The organism is Ensifer sp. EB106-05-01-XG146 (genome assembly GCF_058791875.1).
In genome coordinates this window covers 3,367,763-3,382,495 of the sequence record NZ_JBYTDX010000001.1, presented here as the reverse complement: position 1 = coordinate 3,382,495, position 14,733 = coordinate 3,367,763, and the positions used below count along the sequence as shown (strand labels likewise).

At 63.2% G+C, this 14,733-nt stretch carries 16 protein-coding genes and 1 tRNA gene; 10 read left to right on the top strand and 7 right to left on the bottom strand.

The genetic code is table 11. From position 1 onward, the window contains the following. Positions 1-186: 186 nt before the first annotated feature. Entirely contained in the window at positions 187-1,416 is a 1,230-nt protein-coding gene (locus AC3WVQ_RS16765) for an MFS transporter (RefSeq protein WP_060521366.1), read from the bottom strand. 221 nt (positions 1,417-1,637) lie between these two features. Continuing rightward, positions 1,638-1,895: a YMGG-like glycine zipper-containing protein gene (locus AC3WVQ_RS16760; RefSeq protein ID WP_034802400.1), complete on the bottom strand. Its 258-nt coding sequence runs from the start codon at positions 1,893-1,895 to the stop codon at positions 1,638-1,640. A 430-nt stretch (positions 1,896-2,325) separates the two neighbouring features. Between AC3WVQ_RS16760 and AC3WVQ_RS16755 the strand changes: the two genes are divergently transcribed. The 4 genes from AC3WVQ_RS16755 (at position 2,326) to hemA (ending at position 7,615) form a co-directional block, all read left to right on the top strand. After that, the gene (locus AC3WVQ_RS16755; protein WP_034802397.1) at positions 2,326-2,814 is read left to right on the top strand and encodes a (2Fe-2S)-binding protein; all 489 of its coding nucleotides are present in this window, start codon (positions 2,326-2,328) and stop codon (positions 2,812-2,814) included. Between the two features lie 99 nt (positions 2,815-2,913). Further along, positions 2,914-5,259 (top strand): xanthine dehydrogenase family protein molybdopterin-binding subunit, encoded by a 2,346-nt coding sequence (locus tag AC3WVQ_RS16750; protein ID WP_090295382.1) that lies wholly within the window; start codon positions 2,914-2,916, stop codon positions 5,257-5,259. A 15-nt stretch (positions 5,260-5,274) separates the two neighbouring features. Then, on the top strand, positions 5,275-6,072 hold the full coding sequence (locus AC3WVQ_RS16745) for an FAD binding domain-containing protein (protein ID WP_090295386.1): 798 nt from the start codon (positions 5,275-5,277) through the stop codon (positions 6,070-6,072). A gap of 328 nt (positions 6,073-6,400) precedes the next feature. Next, positions 6,401-7,615 (top strand): 5-aminolevulinate synthase, encoded by a 1,215-nt coding sequence (gene hemA / locus AC3WVQ_RS16740; RefSeq protein WP_090295389.1) that lies wholly within the window; start codon positions 6,401-6,403, stop codon positions 7,613-7,615. A 45-nt stretch (positions 7,616-7,660) separates the two neighbouring features. On the opposite strand, the gene dxr is transcribed toward hemA, so the two are convergent. Continuing rightward, positions 7,661-8,836: a 1-deoxy-D-xylulose-5-phosphate reductoisomerase gene (gene dxr / locus AC3WVQ_RS16735; protein ID WP_090295472.1), complete on the bottom strand. Its 1,176-nt coding sequence runs from the start codon at positions 8,834-8,836 to the stop codon at positions 7,661-7,663. Positions 8,837-9,044: 208 nt separating this feature from the next. On the opposite strand from dxr, the gene AC3WVQ_RS16730 reads away from it, so the two are divergent. From AC3WVQ_RS16730 to AC3WVQ_RS16720, 3 genes are all read left to right on the top strand, one after another. Then, on the top strand, positions 9,045-9,767 hold the full coding sequence (locus AC3WVQ_RS16730) for an META domain-containing protein (RefSeq protein WP_110818911.1): 723 nt from the start codon (positions 9,045-9,047) through the stop codon (positions 9,765-9,767). A 154-nt stretch (positions 9,768-9,921) separates the two neighbouring features. Next, the gene (locus tag AC3WVQ_RS16725; RefSeq protein WP_089044368.1) at positions 9,922-10,083 is read left to right on the top strand and encodes a Thivi_2564 family membrane protein; all 162 of its coding nucleotides are present in this window, start codon (positions 9,922-9,924) and stop codon (positions 10,081-10,083) included. Positions 10,084-10,209: 126 nt separating this feature from the next. Next, entirely contained in the window at positions 10,210-10,578 is a 369-nt protein-coding gene (locus tag AC3WVQ_RS16720; protein ID WP_060582868.1) for a VOC family protein, read from the top strand. Positions 10,579-10,618: 40 nt separating this feature from the next. Here AC3WVQ_RS16720 and AC3WVQ_RS16715 read toward each other — a convergent pair whose 3' ends face one another. Continuing rightward, positions 10,619-10,888, bottom strand: coding sequence for a hypothetical protein (locus tag AC3WVQ_RS16715; protein WP_090295394.1), 270 nt, complete (start codon positions 10,886-10,888; stop codon positions 10,619-10,621). Here AC3WVQ_RS16715 and AC3WVQ_RS16710 point away from each other — a divergent pair. Further along, positions 10,887-11,090: a hypothetical protein gene (locus tag AC3WVQ_RS16710; protein ID WP_110818912.1), complete on the top strand. Its 204-nt coding sequence runs from the start codon at positions 10,887-10,889 to the stop codon at positions 11,088-11,090. The genes AC3WVQ_RS16715 and AC3WVQ_RS16710 overlap by 2 nt on opposite strands. A gap of 81 nt (positions 11,091-11,171) precedes the next feature. Here the strand turns inward: AC3WVQ_RS16710 and AC3WVQ_RS16705 are convergent, their stop codons facing one another. Then, complete coding sequence (locus AC3WVQ_RS16705; protein WP_089044371.1) at positions 11,172-11,894, bottom strand: SDR family NAD(P)-dependent oxidoreductase; 723 nt, start codon at positions 11,892-11,894, stop codon at positions 11,172-11,174. Positions 11,895-12,006: 112 nt separating this feature from the next. On the opposite strand from AC3WVQ_RS16705, the gene AC3WVQ_RS16700 reads away from it, so the two are divergent. Next, entirely contained in the window at positions 12,007-12,909 is a 903-nt protein-coding gene (locus tag AC3WVQ_RS16700) for a LysR family transcriptional regulator (protein WP_090295402.1), read from the top strand. 7 nt (positions 12,910-12,916) lie between these two features. On the opposite strand, the gene AC3WVQ_RS16695 is transcribed toward AC3WVQ_RS16700, so the two are convergent. Continuing rightward, on the bottom strand, positions 12,917-13,453 hold the full coding sequence (locus AC3WVQ_RS16695; RefSeq protein ID WP_244546730.1) for a GNAT family N-acetyltransferase: 537 nt from the start codon (positions 13,451-13,453) through the stop codon (positions 12,917-12,919). Positions 13,454-13,507: 54 nt separating this feature from the next. Next, positions 13,508-13,584, bottom strand: a tRNA-Arg gene (locus AC3WVQ_RS16690). A 252-nt stretch (positions 13,585-13,836) separates the two neighbouring features. Here AC3WVQ_RS16690 and AC3WVQ_RS16685 point away from each other — a divergent pair. Continuing rightward, entirely contained in the window at positions 13,837-14,733 is an 897-nt protein-coding gene (locus tag AC3WVQ_RS16685) for an ROK family protein (RefSeq protein ID WP_090295407.1), read from the top strand.

The window sequence follows — 14,733 nt, the reverse complement described above, 5'->3', positions numbered from 1 at the left end:
GCCTAAGGTTTTCCATCTGTTAACGATGACGATCCGCTGCATCCACCCCTGATGCCGAATTTCGGTGCCGATTCCGTCGAAAAAGCGCGGAAATGTTGTCGGCGCAGCACAACCACCGCCGACAACCAGTAAGGCGCTGCGCCTTTTTGGAGGCTTAAATGCCGCCTTGTCCGCTGTATCGAGCCGCTACGCCGCCTCGGGCAGCGCCCGCAATTGCGGTACGCCGGAAGCGATGATGACGAGGAACTGGATGAGGAAACCGACCGCTGCGACGGCAAGGCACGCCTCGACGCCGAAGCGTGTGGCGACGATGGCGCCGAGCGCTGCACCGATCGGCCGGGCGCCGAAGGTGGCGGTGGTGATGAAGGCCGATACGCGCCCGAGCATCGCATTGGGGGTGACGGCCTGCCGCAAAGTGAGCGTGGCGATCGACCAGAGCACCGGGCCGGCGCCGAACAGGAAGAAGCTCAAACCGGCAAGGGCGCCTGAGGGAACCCAGATGGTCGAGAGCATCACGGCCGCAGCCGTCAACCCGCCGAGCGGGCCGAGGGCGATCATCAGGCCGAAGGGGATCCGGCGCGCAATGGCGGGGGCTGCGAAGGCGCCGATCATCATGCCGGCGCCATAGATGCCAAGCGTGATGCCGACGCCGGTCGCCGTCAGCCCGAGGGTCTGAATGGCATAGGCGACATAGACCGCCTGCAGCACGAACCAGGCCGTGTTGAAGACGATGGCGGTCACCAGAATGGGCCTGAGCAGCGCGTGGCCGCCCAGGAACCGGGCGCCTTCGGCGAGATCCTGAAGGAGGTTGCGCCTGGGAGCGGTCGGTTGCTGCTGGTCGCCAAGGCCGGCGAGCAGGACGACAGAGAGAAGGGACAGGGATGTGGCGGCGACATAGGCGAGCGATGCGCCGGTCCATGCGACGATCGCGCCGCCGATCGCCGGTCCGCCGGAATAGGCGAGACTGCGGGCGAGCTCCAGCCAGCGATTGGCGTCGGCGAGTTGGTGACGGGGCACGATCGCCGGCACCAGGGCTGGGGCGGCGACATTGTAGCAGACCGTGCCAATGGCGCCGACGAAGCCCATGACGGCGAGCAGCGGCAGCGACAGCAGGCCGCCGAGCATCAGCAACAGCGTGGCAACCAGCGACAGCGCGCGCAGCATTTCCGAGGAGACCATCAGCCTGCGCCGCGATGCGCGGTCGGCAACGAGACCGGCGGGAATGGAGAGCAGAAGGAATGGCAGCGTCTGCGCCATCTGCAGCCATCCGGTTTCCGCAGGGCCTGCGGCGAGCAGAAGCACGGCGGCGAGCGGAGCGGCGGCCAGCGCCATCTGCTCGGAAAACTGTGCGAACAGGTTAGACCAGCCGATGCGCTTGAAGGCCGGTGGCAGGGTGTCGCGTGGTGGGTTTGGCATGGAAGAACCTCGATCATGAAACGTCGAGGTCAGCAGACGGGATTGCTTCGGCGGTTGCCACCCGATTTCGGCGCCTTCGTTGGCCGCTGCGCGTTGTGTGCGGCAGAGGATGCGGTTGCCGCAACGAAAAACCCCCTCAGGGCGGTCAGCCGTGAGGGGGAAACATCAAACCAGACCGTCGGGCGGCTCAAGCTGCAGCCGACGGCAGGCTGCCTGTCGCCTTAGCGCGGGCACGAGTCGATGTAGCGGCGGCCGTAGCGGTCGCGATAGTAGCACTGGCCGGGCTGCTCGGTGACGTTGCCGATGACTGCGCCGGAAACACCGCCGATTGCCGCGCCGACTGCAGCGCCACGGACGTCGCCGGTAACAGCGCCGCCGATGATCGCGCCGGAAACGGCACCGATGCCGGCGCCCTTTTCCGTCTGGGTGCAGCTTGCGACCGCCAGGGCGACCAGCACAAGTGCGATGGCTTTCTTCATGTTGTTCTCTCCGATGTCTACGGATCTCAAGCCTATCGCTCAGTCCGTCCCGTGGATGATGGCGAAGCCGGGAACATCCCGCTCCACCGGAACTTGCGGTTCGGAAAATACGCGGTCCCCATCGAAAGTCTACGGGAGCGCTGCGGTTTCTTCCTGCCGGCAAGATAATGATATCGTTCCTGAACGGGACATGAAGGCAGTTCCCTTCGGCACAACCGGCGTGGAAAAATTTTGTCGTTCGGCGGGCAGGGGCGGTTGCGGCATTCCAAAAAAAGACAAATGATACAAACAAGCCTGCGAAAATCCGGAGGAGCGGATCCGTGGGCGACGGGCATCGATATCAGTTGGCGCGTACCCTAGTCGCGTGAACCATCTCACCCGACTTTCCGGCCGCGCTCGTGTTGGCATTGACCGACCCCGGAGGAGCGAAATGGCGAAAGTAACAATGACGGTCAACGGCCGTCAGGTGAGCGGTCATTGCGACGACCGCACATTGCTGGTGCAATTCATACGCGAAAATCTCGGACTGACCGGCACCCATGTCGGCTGCGATACCTCGCAGTGCGGCGCCTGCGTCATCCATATGGACGGAAAGTCGGTCAAGAGCTGTTCCATCCTCGCCGCGCAAGCCGCAGGCTCTACGATCACCACCATCGAAGGGCTGGCGGCCGATGGCGAACTGCATCCGGTGCAGGCGGCCTTCAAGGCCAATCACGGCCTGCAATGCGGCTTCTGCACGCCCGGCATGGTGATGACGGCCGTCGACATGATCCGCAGGCATCAGGGTCAGCTGGACGAGGCGACGGTGCGCGCCGAGCTCGAAGGCAACATCTGTCGTTGCACCGGTTACCACAACATCGTGAAAGCGATCCTTGCCGCCGCCGCCGAGATGAGCGGCGCCCGTGTGGCCGCAGAATAGCGGCAGAACGGGGGCGGAATCTCGCCCCTGACGCATGTCACTCAGGACCGATGCATGGCCGTCGGGACTGTCGCTGGATATCTCGGGAGGAGATAGGCAATGGGCGTTGAAGGCATTGGCGCGCGCGTGGCGCGCAAGGAGGACAAGCGGTTCCTGACCGGCAAGGGCCGCTATACGGACGACATGTCCGTGCCGGGGATGAAATATGCGGTGTTCGTGCGCAGCCCGCATGCGCATGCGAAGATCCTCAAAGTCGACGGGTCGGCGGCGATCGGCATGCCAGGCGTGATCGGCGTGCTCGACGGCAAGCAGTTGCTCGCCGATGGTATCGGCAACCTGATCTGCGGTTGGATGATCCATTCCAAGGACGGATCGCCGATGAAGATGGGCGCCTGGCGGCCGCTCGCGCACGAGACCGTGCGATACGTCGGCGATGCGGTGGCGATCGTCGTTGCCGACAGCGTCGCCGAGGCGCGTGATGCTGCCGAAGCCGTGGTCGTCGAATACCAGGAGCTTCCCGTCGTGATCGACGCCTCAAAGGCGCTTGAGGCGGGACAGCCGCAGCTTCACCCGGAAGCGCCCGGTAACCTGATCTTCGACTGGCAGATCGGCGACGAAGCGGCGACCGACAAGGCGATCGGCGCTGCGGCGCATGTCACCGAAATCACCATCCACAACAACCGGCTTTCGCCCAACCCGATGGAGCCGCGTGCGGCGATCGGCATCTACGACGCCGGCGACGACCACTATACCTGCTACACCACCAGCCAGAACCCGCATGTGGCCCGGCTGGTGATGAGCGCCTTCTATAATGTCGCGCCGGAAAACAAGCTGCGGGTGATCGCGCCCGATGTCGGCGGCGGCTTCGGCTCGAAGATCTACATCTATCCGGAGGAGATCGTCTGTCTCTGGGCGTCGAAGCGCACCGGCGTGCCGGTCAAATGGACGTCGGACCGCACCGAAGCGTTCCTCACCGATGCGCATGGTCGCGACCACGTGTCGAAGGTGAAGATGGCGTTCGATGCGAGCAACCGCATCATCGGGCTCAAGGTCGATACGATCGCCAATCTCGGCGCTTACATGTCGCTGTTCTCCTCGGCGGTGCCGACTTATCTCTATGCGACGCTGCTCTCCGGGCAGTACGACATCCCGGCGATCCATGCGAATGTGCGCACGGTCTATACCAACACTGCGCCCGTCGACGCCTATCGCGGCGCCGGGCGGCCGGAGGCGACCTATCTCTTGGAACGCACGATGGAGACGGCGGCCCGCGAACTCGGCGTCTCGCCTGCCGAATTGCGTCGGGTCAATTTCATCCGCTCCTTCCCGCATCAGACGCCTGTCATCATGAACTATGACGCCGGCGACTACGACGCTTCGCTCGAAGCGGCCATGCAGGCGGCCGACTGGAATGGCTTTGCCGGCCGCAAGGCGGAAGCGGAAAAGCGCGGCATGAAGCGCGGCATCGGCATGAGCTGTTACATCGAGGCCTGCGGCATCGCACCGTCGGCGGCGGTGGGTTCGCTCGGTGCTGGCGTCGGTCTTTGGGAATCGGCCGAAGTGCGGGTCAACGCCGTCGGTACGATCGAGGTCCTGACCGGCTCGCACAGCCATGGCCAGGGCCACGAGACGACCTTTGCCCAGCTTGTCGCCGACCGCTTCGGTGTGCCGATCGACAGCGTCAACATCGTGCATGGCGATACCGACAAGGTGCAGATGGGCATGGGCACCTACGGCTCGCGCTCCGGTGCTGTCGGCATGTCGGCCGTCGTCAAGGCGCTCGACAAGGTCGAAGCCAAGGCGAAGAAGATTGCCGCTCACCTGATGGAAGCGGACGAAAGCGACATCGTCATCGAAAACGGCGAACTGAAGGTCGCCGGCACCGACAAGACCGTGCCGTGGTTCCAGATGGCGCTTGCCGCCTACACCGCCCACAATCTGCCGGCCGGCATGGAGCCGGGGTTGAAGGAGGGGGCCTTCTACGACCCTGCCAACTTCACCTTTCCGGCCGGCTGCTACATCTGCGAGGTGGAGGTCGATCCGGAAACGGGCCGAACCAAGATCATCCAGTTTGTCGCGGCCGACGACTTCGGCAACATCATCAACCCGATGATCGTCGAGGGACAGGTGCATGGCGGTATTGCCCAGGGCATCGGCCAGGCGCTGCTCGAAGGCGTGCATTACGATGCCTCCGGCCAGCTTTTGACGGCGAGCTACATGGACTACGCCATGCCGCGCGCCGACGACCTGCCGTCGTTCCAGGTCTCGACCTCGAACACGCCCTGCCCGAACAATCCGCTGGGCATCAAGGGCTGCGGCGAGGCCGGCGCCATCGGCTCGCCACCGGCGCTGATCAACGCCATCACAGATGCCATCGGCAACAACGCGCTTACCATGCCGGCGACACCGCAGAAGGTGTGGGCGGCGGCGCACGCGGCCAAGTGAACGGGAGGACACCTCATGTACGAGACCCAATATCACCGGGCGTCCTCGGTTCAGGACGCCGTCAGCCGAATGGATGCGGCCGGCGAAGGCAAGTACGTCTCCGGTGGCATGACCCTCATTCCGACGATGAAGCAGCGGCTGGCGTCGCCGAGCGATCTGATCGACCTTCGGCACATCGCCGACATGCAGGGCATCTCAGTCAACGGCCGATCCGTGCGGATCGGCGCGGCCACGACACATTATGAGGTCGCCTCGTCGGCGGCGCTCAAAGCTGTGTGTCCGGCGATCTGCAGCCTTGCCAGCCATATCGGCGATCCGCATGTGCGACACATGGGCACGATCGGCGGCTCCATCGCCAACAACGATCCGGCGGCGGATTATCCGGCAGCGATGCTCGGGCTCGGCGCGACGATCGTGACCAACCGGCGGGAGATCGCGGCCGACGATTTCTTCACCGGTCTGTTCGAAACGGCGCTGGAAGACAGCGAGATCGTCGTCGCGGTCAGCTTCGACGCCCCGGCAAAGGCCGCCTACCAGAAATTCGCCAACCCGGCCTCGCGCTACGCGATGACCGGTGTCTTCGTCGCCAAGCGCGACAATGGCGAGATCCGGGTCGCGGTCACGGGTGCGGGCGCAAATGGCGTTTTCCGTCAGGCGGAGATGGAGGCAGCCCTTGCTGCCAACTGGACGCCGGATGCGCTCGGCAATATTAGCGTCGATGCCTCGGAGCTGCTCTCCGACATTCACGCGGATGCGGCCTATCGCGCCAATCTGGTGAAGGTCATGGCCAAACGCGCCGTTGCGGCGGCATGACCAGCCTTCGCCGTCACACCAACATTGAAAAAGGACGGCTTCGGCCGTCCTTTTTTCATCCTTGCTTGACTTCGATCAAGCTTGACGTGATGAACATGCACTAAGGCTTTCTTTGGAATGTTTCAAAACTAGGGCTGTTCCCGTTGAAACGGTTTCAGTGAAAGCAGCGAAGATGCTCAGGCTCAAAAATGCTAGATCATCTCGGATGCACTCGCTGGGAAGGCAGCGCGTCAAGGGCCTTTTGCCGCAGTTGGCAGATGCTGGGCATTCCGAGGTTGACCCCAGGTCGCTTTGATTGAAGAAAAGCGGCCGGGCACTGGAGAAAATGATGGATTTCGAGAATTTCTTTAAGAACGAGCTGGACGGGCTGCATCAGGAAGGCCGCTACCGGGTTTTCGCAGACCTCGCCCGTCATCGCGGCCAATTCCCGAAGGCCGTGCGCCATACGGCTGAAGGCGTTCAGGAAGTCACCGTCTGGTGTTCGAACGACTATCTCGGCATGGGCCAGCATTCTGTCGTCACCGAGGCGATGAAGCGCGCCATCGACGAATGCGGCGCCGGCGCCGGCGGCACCCGCAACATTTCCGGTACCAACCACTACCACGTCCTGCTTGAGCGCGAGCTCGCGGACCTGCATGGCAAGGAATCGGCACTGCTCTTTACTTCGGGCTACGTGTCCAACTGGGCCGCGCTCGGAACGCTCTGTTCCAAGATTCCCGGTGTTATCGTCTTCTCGGACGCCGGGAATCACGCTTCGATGATCGAGGGGATCCGTCACTCCAAGTGCGAACGCGTCATCTTCAAGCATAATTCGGTCGCTGACCTCGAGGCCAAGCTCGCTGCCGCCGATCCGCGTGCGCCGAAGCTCATCGCTTTCGAGTCCGTCTATTCGATGGATGGCGACATCGCGCCGATCAAGGAATTCTGCGACCTCGCCGACAAGTACGGCGCCATGACCTATCTCGACGAAGTGCATGCGGTCGGCATGTACGGCCCGCGCGGTGGCGGCATTGCCGAGCGCGAAGGCCTGATGCACCGCCTGACGGTGATCGAAGGCACGCTCGGCAAGGCTTTCGGCGTCATGGGCGGCTACATCACCGGCTCCGCCGCACTCTGCGACTTCATCCGCTCGTTTGCCTCCGGCTTCATCTTCACGACGGCGCTGCCGCCGACGCTTGCCGCCGGCGCGCTCGCCTCGATCCGCCACCTGAAGGAAAGCCAGGTCGAACGTTTCGCGCACCAGGAACGTGTGCGTCGCCTGCGCTCGCTGCTCGACCAGCGCGGCATTCCGCACATGCCGAACCCGAGCCATATCGTGCCGGTCATGGTTGGCGACGCTGCCAAGTGCAAGTGGATCTCGGATCTCCTGCTCGATAATTTCGGCGTCTACGTGCAGCCGATCAACTATCCGACGGTGCCGAAGAAGACCGAGCGCCTGCGCATCACCCCGACGCCGCTCCATTCGGATGCCGATATCGACCATCTCGTCGGCGCGCTGCATTCGCTGTGGTCGCGCTGTGCGCTGGCCCGCGCTGTCGCGTAAGGCCAATCTTGCCGGCGCCATGCGCGCCGGTCAGAAAGCTCTGAATTACCGAAGCAGCCCGGCCGCCAAGTGCCGGGCTTTTTCGTCGGCGGCAAAGACGTCGTCCATCGTTGCTGCCGCCGGCAGGTCGGCGAGCTTGTCCATGACCTTTTCGACGATCTCTGCCATGGCGAGAAAGCCGGTGCGGCCGGCGATGAACGCGTCGAGCGCGGTTTCCTTGGCGCCGTTGAGGACCGCACCCTGCACCCCGCCTTCGACCATGGCGCGTCGCGCCAGGCGGATGGCCGGGAAGCGCACTTCGTCCGGAGCCTCGAAATCGAGGCGGGACAGCTTGGCGAAATCGAGCCGCTCGATCGGCAGGCTGCAGCGGCTCGGATAGGAGAGCGCATAGCCGATGGCGGTGCGCATGTCCGGGCAGCCGAGCTGGGCGAGCACCGATCCGTCGGTATAGCCGACCATCGAGTGGATCACCGACTGCGGATGCACGATCACCTCGACCTGCGCGGGTTCGAGCGCGAAGAGGTGCTTTGCCTCGATCATCTCCAACGCCTTGTTGAACATAGAGGCGCTGTCGATCGAGATTTTCAGCCCCATCGACCAGTTCGGATGGGCGCGCGCCACGTCCGCCGTCACGTGACGCATTTCTTCCAGCGACTTGGTGCGGAACGGGCCGCCGGAAGCGGTCAGGATGATGCGCTCGACCGCATGGCGCTGGTGTTCTTCCAGAACCTGGAAGATGGCATTGTGTTCGCTGTCGACCGGAAGCAGCCGACCGCCGCCTTTCTTCACCGCGTCGATGAACAGACTGCCGGCGGAAACCAGGCACTCCTTGTTGGCAAGCGCGATGTCGGCGCCGCGGCGGGCGGCGGCAAGCGTCGGCGCCAGGCCGGCATTGCCGACGATCGCCGCCATCACCCAGTCCGCGCTGCGCTCGGCCGCCTCGATCAGGCCGCTCTTGCCGGCGGCAACCTGAATGCCGGTGCCGGCGAGCGCGGCCTTCAGGTTTTCGTACTGGCTATCGTTGGCGGTGACGGCGAGTTCGGCGCCAACTTTCACGGCCTGCTCGGCGAGCAGGGGAATGTTGCCGTTGCCGGTGACGGCGACGACGTCGAAGCGCTCACGGCCGCCAAGGCGCTCGATAACGTCGAGCGTGTTGGTGCCGATCGAACCGGTCGAGCCGAGGATCGTCAGTCGGCGCTTCGCACTGTCGTGGGATGCCATGCCAATACCCATGTTCTTCTTTTCGGACGGGATGCCCGGCTGAGCCTTCGCCGCGGGCGCATGATCTTCACGAGATCGATCCGAGTTTTTATGTTGTTTGCTAGGCTCTACAGGCGAAATCCGCCGGCAACAAGGGCGCGGTCTTCATTCCGTCTCGTCCGCAGGCTAAGAATTGGGTGCCTTGAGTCGGGGTCCGGAGGAGTTCGCGATGCTGAAAATCATAACCGCCGTTTCCTGCGCCTGCGTCGCGATCGAAATGGCATCGATGCAGCCGGTTGCGGCAGAAAACGTGCCGCCGCAGCTCGTCGCCACCTGGCTTGCCGAAGATATCGGTGGGGGTGGGGTCATCGACAATCTCCAGTCGACCCTGGAGATCCGCGAGGACGGGACCTATGGCGGCATGGCCGGCTGCAACCATTTCACCGGTACTTTCAGTCTCTCCGGCTCGAAGATCACCTTCGGCCCGGCGGCATCGACACGCAAGATGTGCGTGCCCGCGGTGATGAACCAGGAGCAGAAGTTCCTCAAGGCGCTCAGCAACGAGCTTTCCTGGTCGGTGGAAGGATCGAAGCTCGTGCTTGGCAAGGCCGGCGGCGGCATCGCCCTGAAACTGGCGTCTATGACGGCAGCGTCTGAAGGCGCCGACGTGACGATCCGCGTTCCCGGCGCCGATGCGGTGGACCGGCAATCGGTCCGCTACGACTGCGGCGGCAAGGCGATCGAGGCGGAATACATCAATGCCGGCCCGGTTTCGCTGGTGACCTTCACCATCGACGGCACATTCGTCGTCGCCTCAAACGTGATAGCTGCGTCCGGAGCCAAATATGCCGGCGGGCAATATGTCTGGTGGACGAAGGGCGAGGAAGCAACGCTGTATGATGCCACCAAAGGCGACGAGGATCGGGGAACCGCCTGCAAGCCGGCATCCTGAGCCGGCTTCTCGCCTGAGCGGAAACACCAGGCGCGGCCTGCGCCTGGGTGAACCAGTGGCATAAGTTGTCGCCTCGATTGGAACTTTTTCCTTCGCGTCCTAGTTACAATCCCGACGCCATCGCGGCGCTGTTGTGTGAAAATGGGAGTGTTCCATGGGGCTGCTTATCGGAATTCTGATTACCTTCCTCGTCATCGTGCTGGTGCTCTATCTCGTCCAGCGTCTGCCGCTCGACGCGCGCGCCAAGCAGATCGTCCAGATCATCGTCATCATCATCGGCATCATCTCTCTGTTGAAATATCTCGCCGTCTTCTGATGTGTCGGCTTCCAGCCAAAGGCCGCCGGATCGCAAGGCCCGGCGGCCTTTGACTGTCCGGTTGATGCTGACAGGATCTGACAGCGGCAGTGCCTAGGGTCCGGGCATCGAAAAGGAGACCCGACGATGCTGTCACCGAACCTTATCCTGCTCTATGTCGAAGACCCAACCGGAAGCGCTGCCTTCTATACCGGCCTGCTTGGACGCGAACCCGTTGCATCCTTCCCGACCTATGTCGCCTTCCAACTCGAAAACGGGCTGACGTTCAGTCTCTGGTCCACCGGTGCACGGGATTTCGTTTCGTCGGGAAGCGGTCACCGCTCTGAAGTCGCCTTCATGGTCAAGGACGATGCCGAGGTCGAGCGCCTTTATGCGGAATGGCGCAGCAAAGGGATCACGATCGAGCAGGAGCTGAAGACGGCGGTCTTCGGCCGCACCTTCGTCGCGCTGGACCCGGATGGACATCGGCTGCGCGTGTGCCGGCCCGATGATTGAAATCATCAGGTTTTGGTGGACCGAACGCGGATAGCAACGCTTATTGCGCGGCCGTCGGCGCTCTGCGGTCAAGGATGGCCTGGAACAGGGCGGCCTGACGCTCGGTCGCGGCGCGGATCGCGCTGAGCTGCCGCAGCATCGAGCCGAAAGCCGCGAGAAGTATGCCGCTCAGGATCGCGCTCAAGGCCCAAGGCAGTATGACGAGCGCCCGAAGCTGCGCCGTTGCCGGATCGGCAGCGAGCAGCGCGATCGCGGCGGCCAGAGCGGCCAGGATGATGACGATGGCGATGATTTGCAGAAGCTTACCCATGGTGTCCTCCCGTCATGCGCGCACCGTCAGGCAGACTGCATCTCCTGTCAAGCCAGCCGCCCAGCGCGGCAACCTTGCGATCGTGATCGAAGGAACGGGACCGGCCCAACAAAAAAAGGCCGGGGCAAACCCGACCTTCCTCATCACCTTCCGTCGATGCCAGTTCATCCGTGGTCATCAGGAAGATGTGAGTGTTGTTTAGCTGTCGTTCGTGACAGGCGCATGACGTCAGCGCGTTTCTTTTCCCCTGCGCCGCCCTGCGCCAGCAACGGGCGCTCCCACTCTACCATTTGCCCAGATGCGCGCCGCCGTCCACGTTCAGCACCTCCCCGGTTATGCGCGGCGCCCTGGTCAGGAACAGGACGGCATCCGCGATCTCGGCCACGCTGGAAATGCTGTGCATCGGCGAGAGCGTGTTCAGGAAATCCCGCGGGTTGTCCTTGTGGAGCGGCGTGTCGACGACACCGGGGGCCACGACGTTGACGCGGATTCCGTCCCTTGCGTATTCCATGGCGATGTTCTTCGAGATCGCGTTGATGCCGCCCTTGGTCAGCATGGCGACCGAAGCGTTCATGCCTGCAATCGGTCGGTCGGCAAGGGGTGTCGTGATGCTGACGATGCTGCCGCCTCTTTTCTGCGAAAGCATCTGCTTGATCACAAGCTGGGTCGTGTGGAGGAATCCCTCGATGTTGGTGGCGCTCAGCTGCCGGTAGTCTTCGGCGGTGTAGTCGACGAAGGGCTTGGTGAAGAAGATGCCGGCATTGTTGACGAGCGCGTCGATCGAGCCGAACCGGGCGATCGCGGTTTCGACCACGCGTTTCGCCGTCTCCGGATCGGCGATATCGCCGTCGACCCGGGCCAGTCGGTCCGATTCGGTGATTTCGCGCGATTGGCTGACATTGCGCGAGGTTGCGACGACGCTGTAGCCCTCTGCCAGAAAAGCGTTTGTGAGGCCCGCGCCGATGCCCTGGGATGCACCGGTGATGATGGCGACTTTGTTTGTCATCTGATCTCTCCGTGGATGGACGGTTTCGGTGAGATCAATATGGCTGCTGCCAGATTGTGCGATTAGGCGGAAATATCTGGAATTACTTTTCCAACGATGCAAAAATCTTCCCATGGTCGATCTGAATGATATCGCGGTCTTTGCGGCCGTTGCCCAATTCGAGAGTTTCAGCCGGGCGGCACGTTCGCTCGGCATGCCGGTCTCCACCGTCAGCCGCAAGGTCACGGCGCTCGAGGAGCAACTGGGCGTCACGCTCATCCAGCGCACGACGCGCAAGCTCAGTCTCACGGCGCAGGGGCGCGCCTATTATGCGGAATGCGGCGAACCGCTGAAGCAGCTTCGCGACGCGGAGCGGGTGCTGAGCGAGGCACAGAGAAGACCGGAGGGGTTGCTGCGGGTCACCGTTCCCATGACCCTCGGGCAGCCGCCCTTCTTTGATTTCCTGTCCGCATTTCTGAAGACGTATCCCGAGATCGAGGTCGATCTGCTCGTCACCAACATGTTCATGGACCTCGTTGCCGAAAACATCGACGTCGCAGTGCGGTTCGGAGACTTGCGCGATTCGTCGCTTGTCGCGCAGCGTTTGGGTCGAAGCACCCATTTCCTGGTGGCCGCACCCGGCTATCTCGACAAACATGGCACCCCATCGCGACCCGAAGACCTGAGTGGCCACCGCTGTGTCCTGGTCAATGCCCGGGGCAACGAGGCCGAATGGCATCTGGTCAAGGGTGGCGAAGCGGCCAGCCTGCGTGTGACCGGGGCGGTGTCGGTCCACGATATCCAGTCGGCGAGTGCCATGACCGAGCGCGGCCACGGCATCGGCCGGCTCCCGCCGATCTTCTGTGACAGCCTGCTTGCGAGCGGCAAGCTTCTGCGCGTGCTTCCGGGATGGTCCGCGCCGGATGTCTTTGTGCATGCGGTCTATCCGACGCGGCGCTTCCTGCCATCGCGGCTGCAGGTGTTTCTGCAGGAACTCAAAGCCTGGGGCGGCCCGGCGTGGCAGCCGCTTCGGTGAGCGTGCGTTAGGGCACGATCTCCTCGAGCTTCTGCGCAAAGGCGCTGAAGCCGGCGCGGCGATAGGTAGCCTGCGCCTTCGGGTGATCCCATTCGTCCGTATGTAGCCAGATCCGGTTTGCACCTCGGTCCCAGACGGCGCGCAGCGCGCTATCGAGCAGAAATGGCCCCAGCCTTTGGCCGTAAACATCCGGGATCAGGCCGAAATGGGTGAGCTCGACATCCCCGGTATCGGCGCGGTCGAATTCACAGAGCCCGACTGCGCGGCCATCCAGCCGGACGATGTAGAGGATCGTGGAGGCGCTTCTGAGAAAGTCGTCGAGATCGGCCGTCGGCATGCGCAGCCGCTGATCCCAGCGCAACGGTTCGCCGACGGCGCGATAGAGCGAAAGAAACGCAGCGGCATCCGGACGTTCGGACGCGACCACCGCTTGCGCGATCGGTGCCGGAAACGCGTCGCCCGCCGGACGTTCGAGCATTTCCATATAGGTCACGAGCAGATGAACCGTGTTTTCTCCGGAGGGGGTTGCTTTGCTGTCATCCACGGCGTCAGCACGGCGTGCGCCGCGTCCAATTCGATTAAGGGGGGTCTTGGAGAATGGTGATCCCGCCGCGATTCGAACGCGGGACCCCCAGATTAGGAATCTGGTGCTCTATCCTGCTGAGCTACGGGACCACTTGAATAGCACCCATACAAAAGCAAGGGCTCTTCGCCAAGTGTTTTTGCGTGCGTGCCCGCGGAAATGCAGGTGGCGGCGAGCTTGGGTCGTCTCGTCCGGGTGGTGTGCCGACGCGGACCGGCAGGCTTGAAAACGACGATGAAACGGGGGCTGGTCTTCCATGTCCTCTGAATGCTAAGCAAAGCAAGCGCCGGCCCGAGGAAGCTGGCGCTCCCCATTGAGTCCTTCATCAGAGACCTGATCCACATATGTTCATCGGAATAGATTGGGGCGGCACAAAAATGGAAGTCATCGCGCTTGGCCGCGATGGCGAAACACGCGCCCGTCATCGCGTCTCGACCCCGACCAGCGGCTATGACGATTGCATCCGCGCCGTTCTCGATCTGGTTGCTGCCGCCGAGCAGACGGCGGGCGAACAGGGCTCGATCGGCATCGGCATTCCCGGCAGTCCCAATCCGCGCACCGGAATCGTGCGCAATTCCAATGCGGTGCTGATCAATGGCAAGCCCCTTGGGCGTGACCTCGAAACGGCGCTTGGCCGGCCGGTCCGGCTTGCCAACGACGCCAATTGCCTGGCGGTCTCGGAGGCGGTCGACGGCGCCGGCAAGAATGAGCATGTGGTCTTCGGCGTTATCGTCGGCACTGGCCATGGCGGCGGCCTTGCGATCGACAAGAAGGTGCACGCCGGCTACCAGGGCGTTGCCGCCGAGATCGGCCATTATCCGCTGCCCTGGATGACGCAGGACGAATATCCTGGCCACAAATGCTGGTGCGGCAAGCACGGTTGCCTCGACATGTATGCCTGCGGCACGGGTGTCGAGCTCGACTATCGCCTGACGACCGGCGGCGAGAAGCGCGGGCGCGATATCATCGAGGCGAAGCGGGCGGGCGATCCGGTTGCAACGGGCGTCTATGAGCGCTTCGTCGACCGGCTGGCGCGCAGCCTGGCACTGCTCACCAACATCGTCGACCCGGATGTCTACGTGCTTGGCGGCGGCATGTCGAATGTCGACGAGATCTACCAGGACGTGCCGCCGCGGGTCGTCAACTACCTCTTCGGCGACACGTTCGAAACGCCCATTCGCAAGGCCCTGCACGGCGACAGTTCCGGCGTGCGCGGTGCGGCCTGGCTCTGGAAGGAATGA

What these genes read in the sequence shown, in the direction of transcription:
- AC3WVQ_RS16765 (WP_060521366.1), bottom strand. Translation starts at nt 1,416, where the DNA reads ATGCCAAACCCACCACGCGACACCCTGCCACCGGCCTTCAAGCGCATC.
- AC3WVQ_RS16760 (WP_034802400.1), bottom strand. Translation starts at nt 1,895, where the DNA reads ATGAAGAAAGCCATCGCACTTGTGCTGGTCGCCCTGGCGGTCGCAAGC.
- AC3WVQ_RS16755 (WP_034802397.1), top strand. Translation starts at nt 2,326, where the DNA reads ATGGCGAAAGTAACAATGACGGTCAACGGCCGTCAGGTGAGCGGTCAT.
- AC3WVQ_RS16750 (WP_090295382.1), top strand. Translation starts at nt 2,914, where the DNA reads ATGGGCGTTGAAGGCATTGGCGCGCGCGTGGCGCGCAAGGAGGACAAG.
- AC3WVQ_RS16745 (WP_090295386.1), top strand. Translation starts at nt 5,275, where the DNA reads ATGTACGAGACCCAATATCACCGGGCGTCCTCGGTTCAGGACGCCGTC.
- hemA (WP_090295389.1), top strand. Translation starts at nt 6,401, where the DNA reads ATGGATTTCGAGAATTTCTTTAAGAACGAGCTGGACGGGCTGCATCAG.
- dxr (WP_090295472.1), bottom strand. Translation starts at nt 8,836, where the DNA reads ATGGCATCCCACGACAGTGCGAAGCGCCGACTGACGATCCTCGGCTCG.
- AC3WVQ_RS16730 (WP_110818911.1), top strand. Translation starts at nt 9,045, where the DNA reads ATGCTGAAAATCATAACCGCCGTTTCCTGCGCCTGCGTCGCGATCGAA.
- AC3WVQ_RS16725 (WP_089044368.1), top strand. Translation starts at nt 9,922, where the DNA reads ATGGGGCTGCTTATCGGAATTCTGATTACCTTCCTCGTCATCGTGCTG.
- AC3WVQ_RS16720 (WP_060582868.1), top strand. Translation starts at nt 10,210, where the DNA reads ATGCTGTCACCGAACCTTATCCTGCTCTATGTCGAAGACCCAACCGGA.
- AC3WVQ_RS16710 (WP_110818912.1), top strand. Translation starts at nt 10,887, where the DNA reads ATGGTGTCCTCCCGTCATGCGCGCACCGTCAGGCAGACTGCATCTCCT.
- AC3WVQ_RS16715 (WP_090295394.1), bottom strand. Translation starts at nt 10,888, where the DNA reads ATGGGTAAGCTTCTGCAAATCATCGCCATCGTCATCATCCTGGCCGCT.
- AC3WVQ_RS16705 (WP_089044371.1), bottom strand. Translation starts at nt 11,894, where the DNA reads ATGACAAACAAAGTCGCCATCATCACCGGTGCATCCCAGGGCATCGGC.
- AC3WVQ_RS16700 (WP_090295402.1), top strand. Translation starts at nt 12,007, where the DNA reads ATGGTCGATCTGAATGATATCGCGGTCTTTGCGGCCGTTGCCCAATTC.
- AC3WVQ_RS16685 (WP_090295407.1), top strand. Translation starts at nt 13,837, where the DNA reads ATGTTCATCGGAATAGATTGGGGCGGCACAAAAATGGAAGTCATCGCG.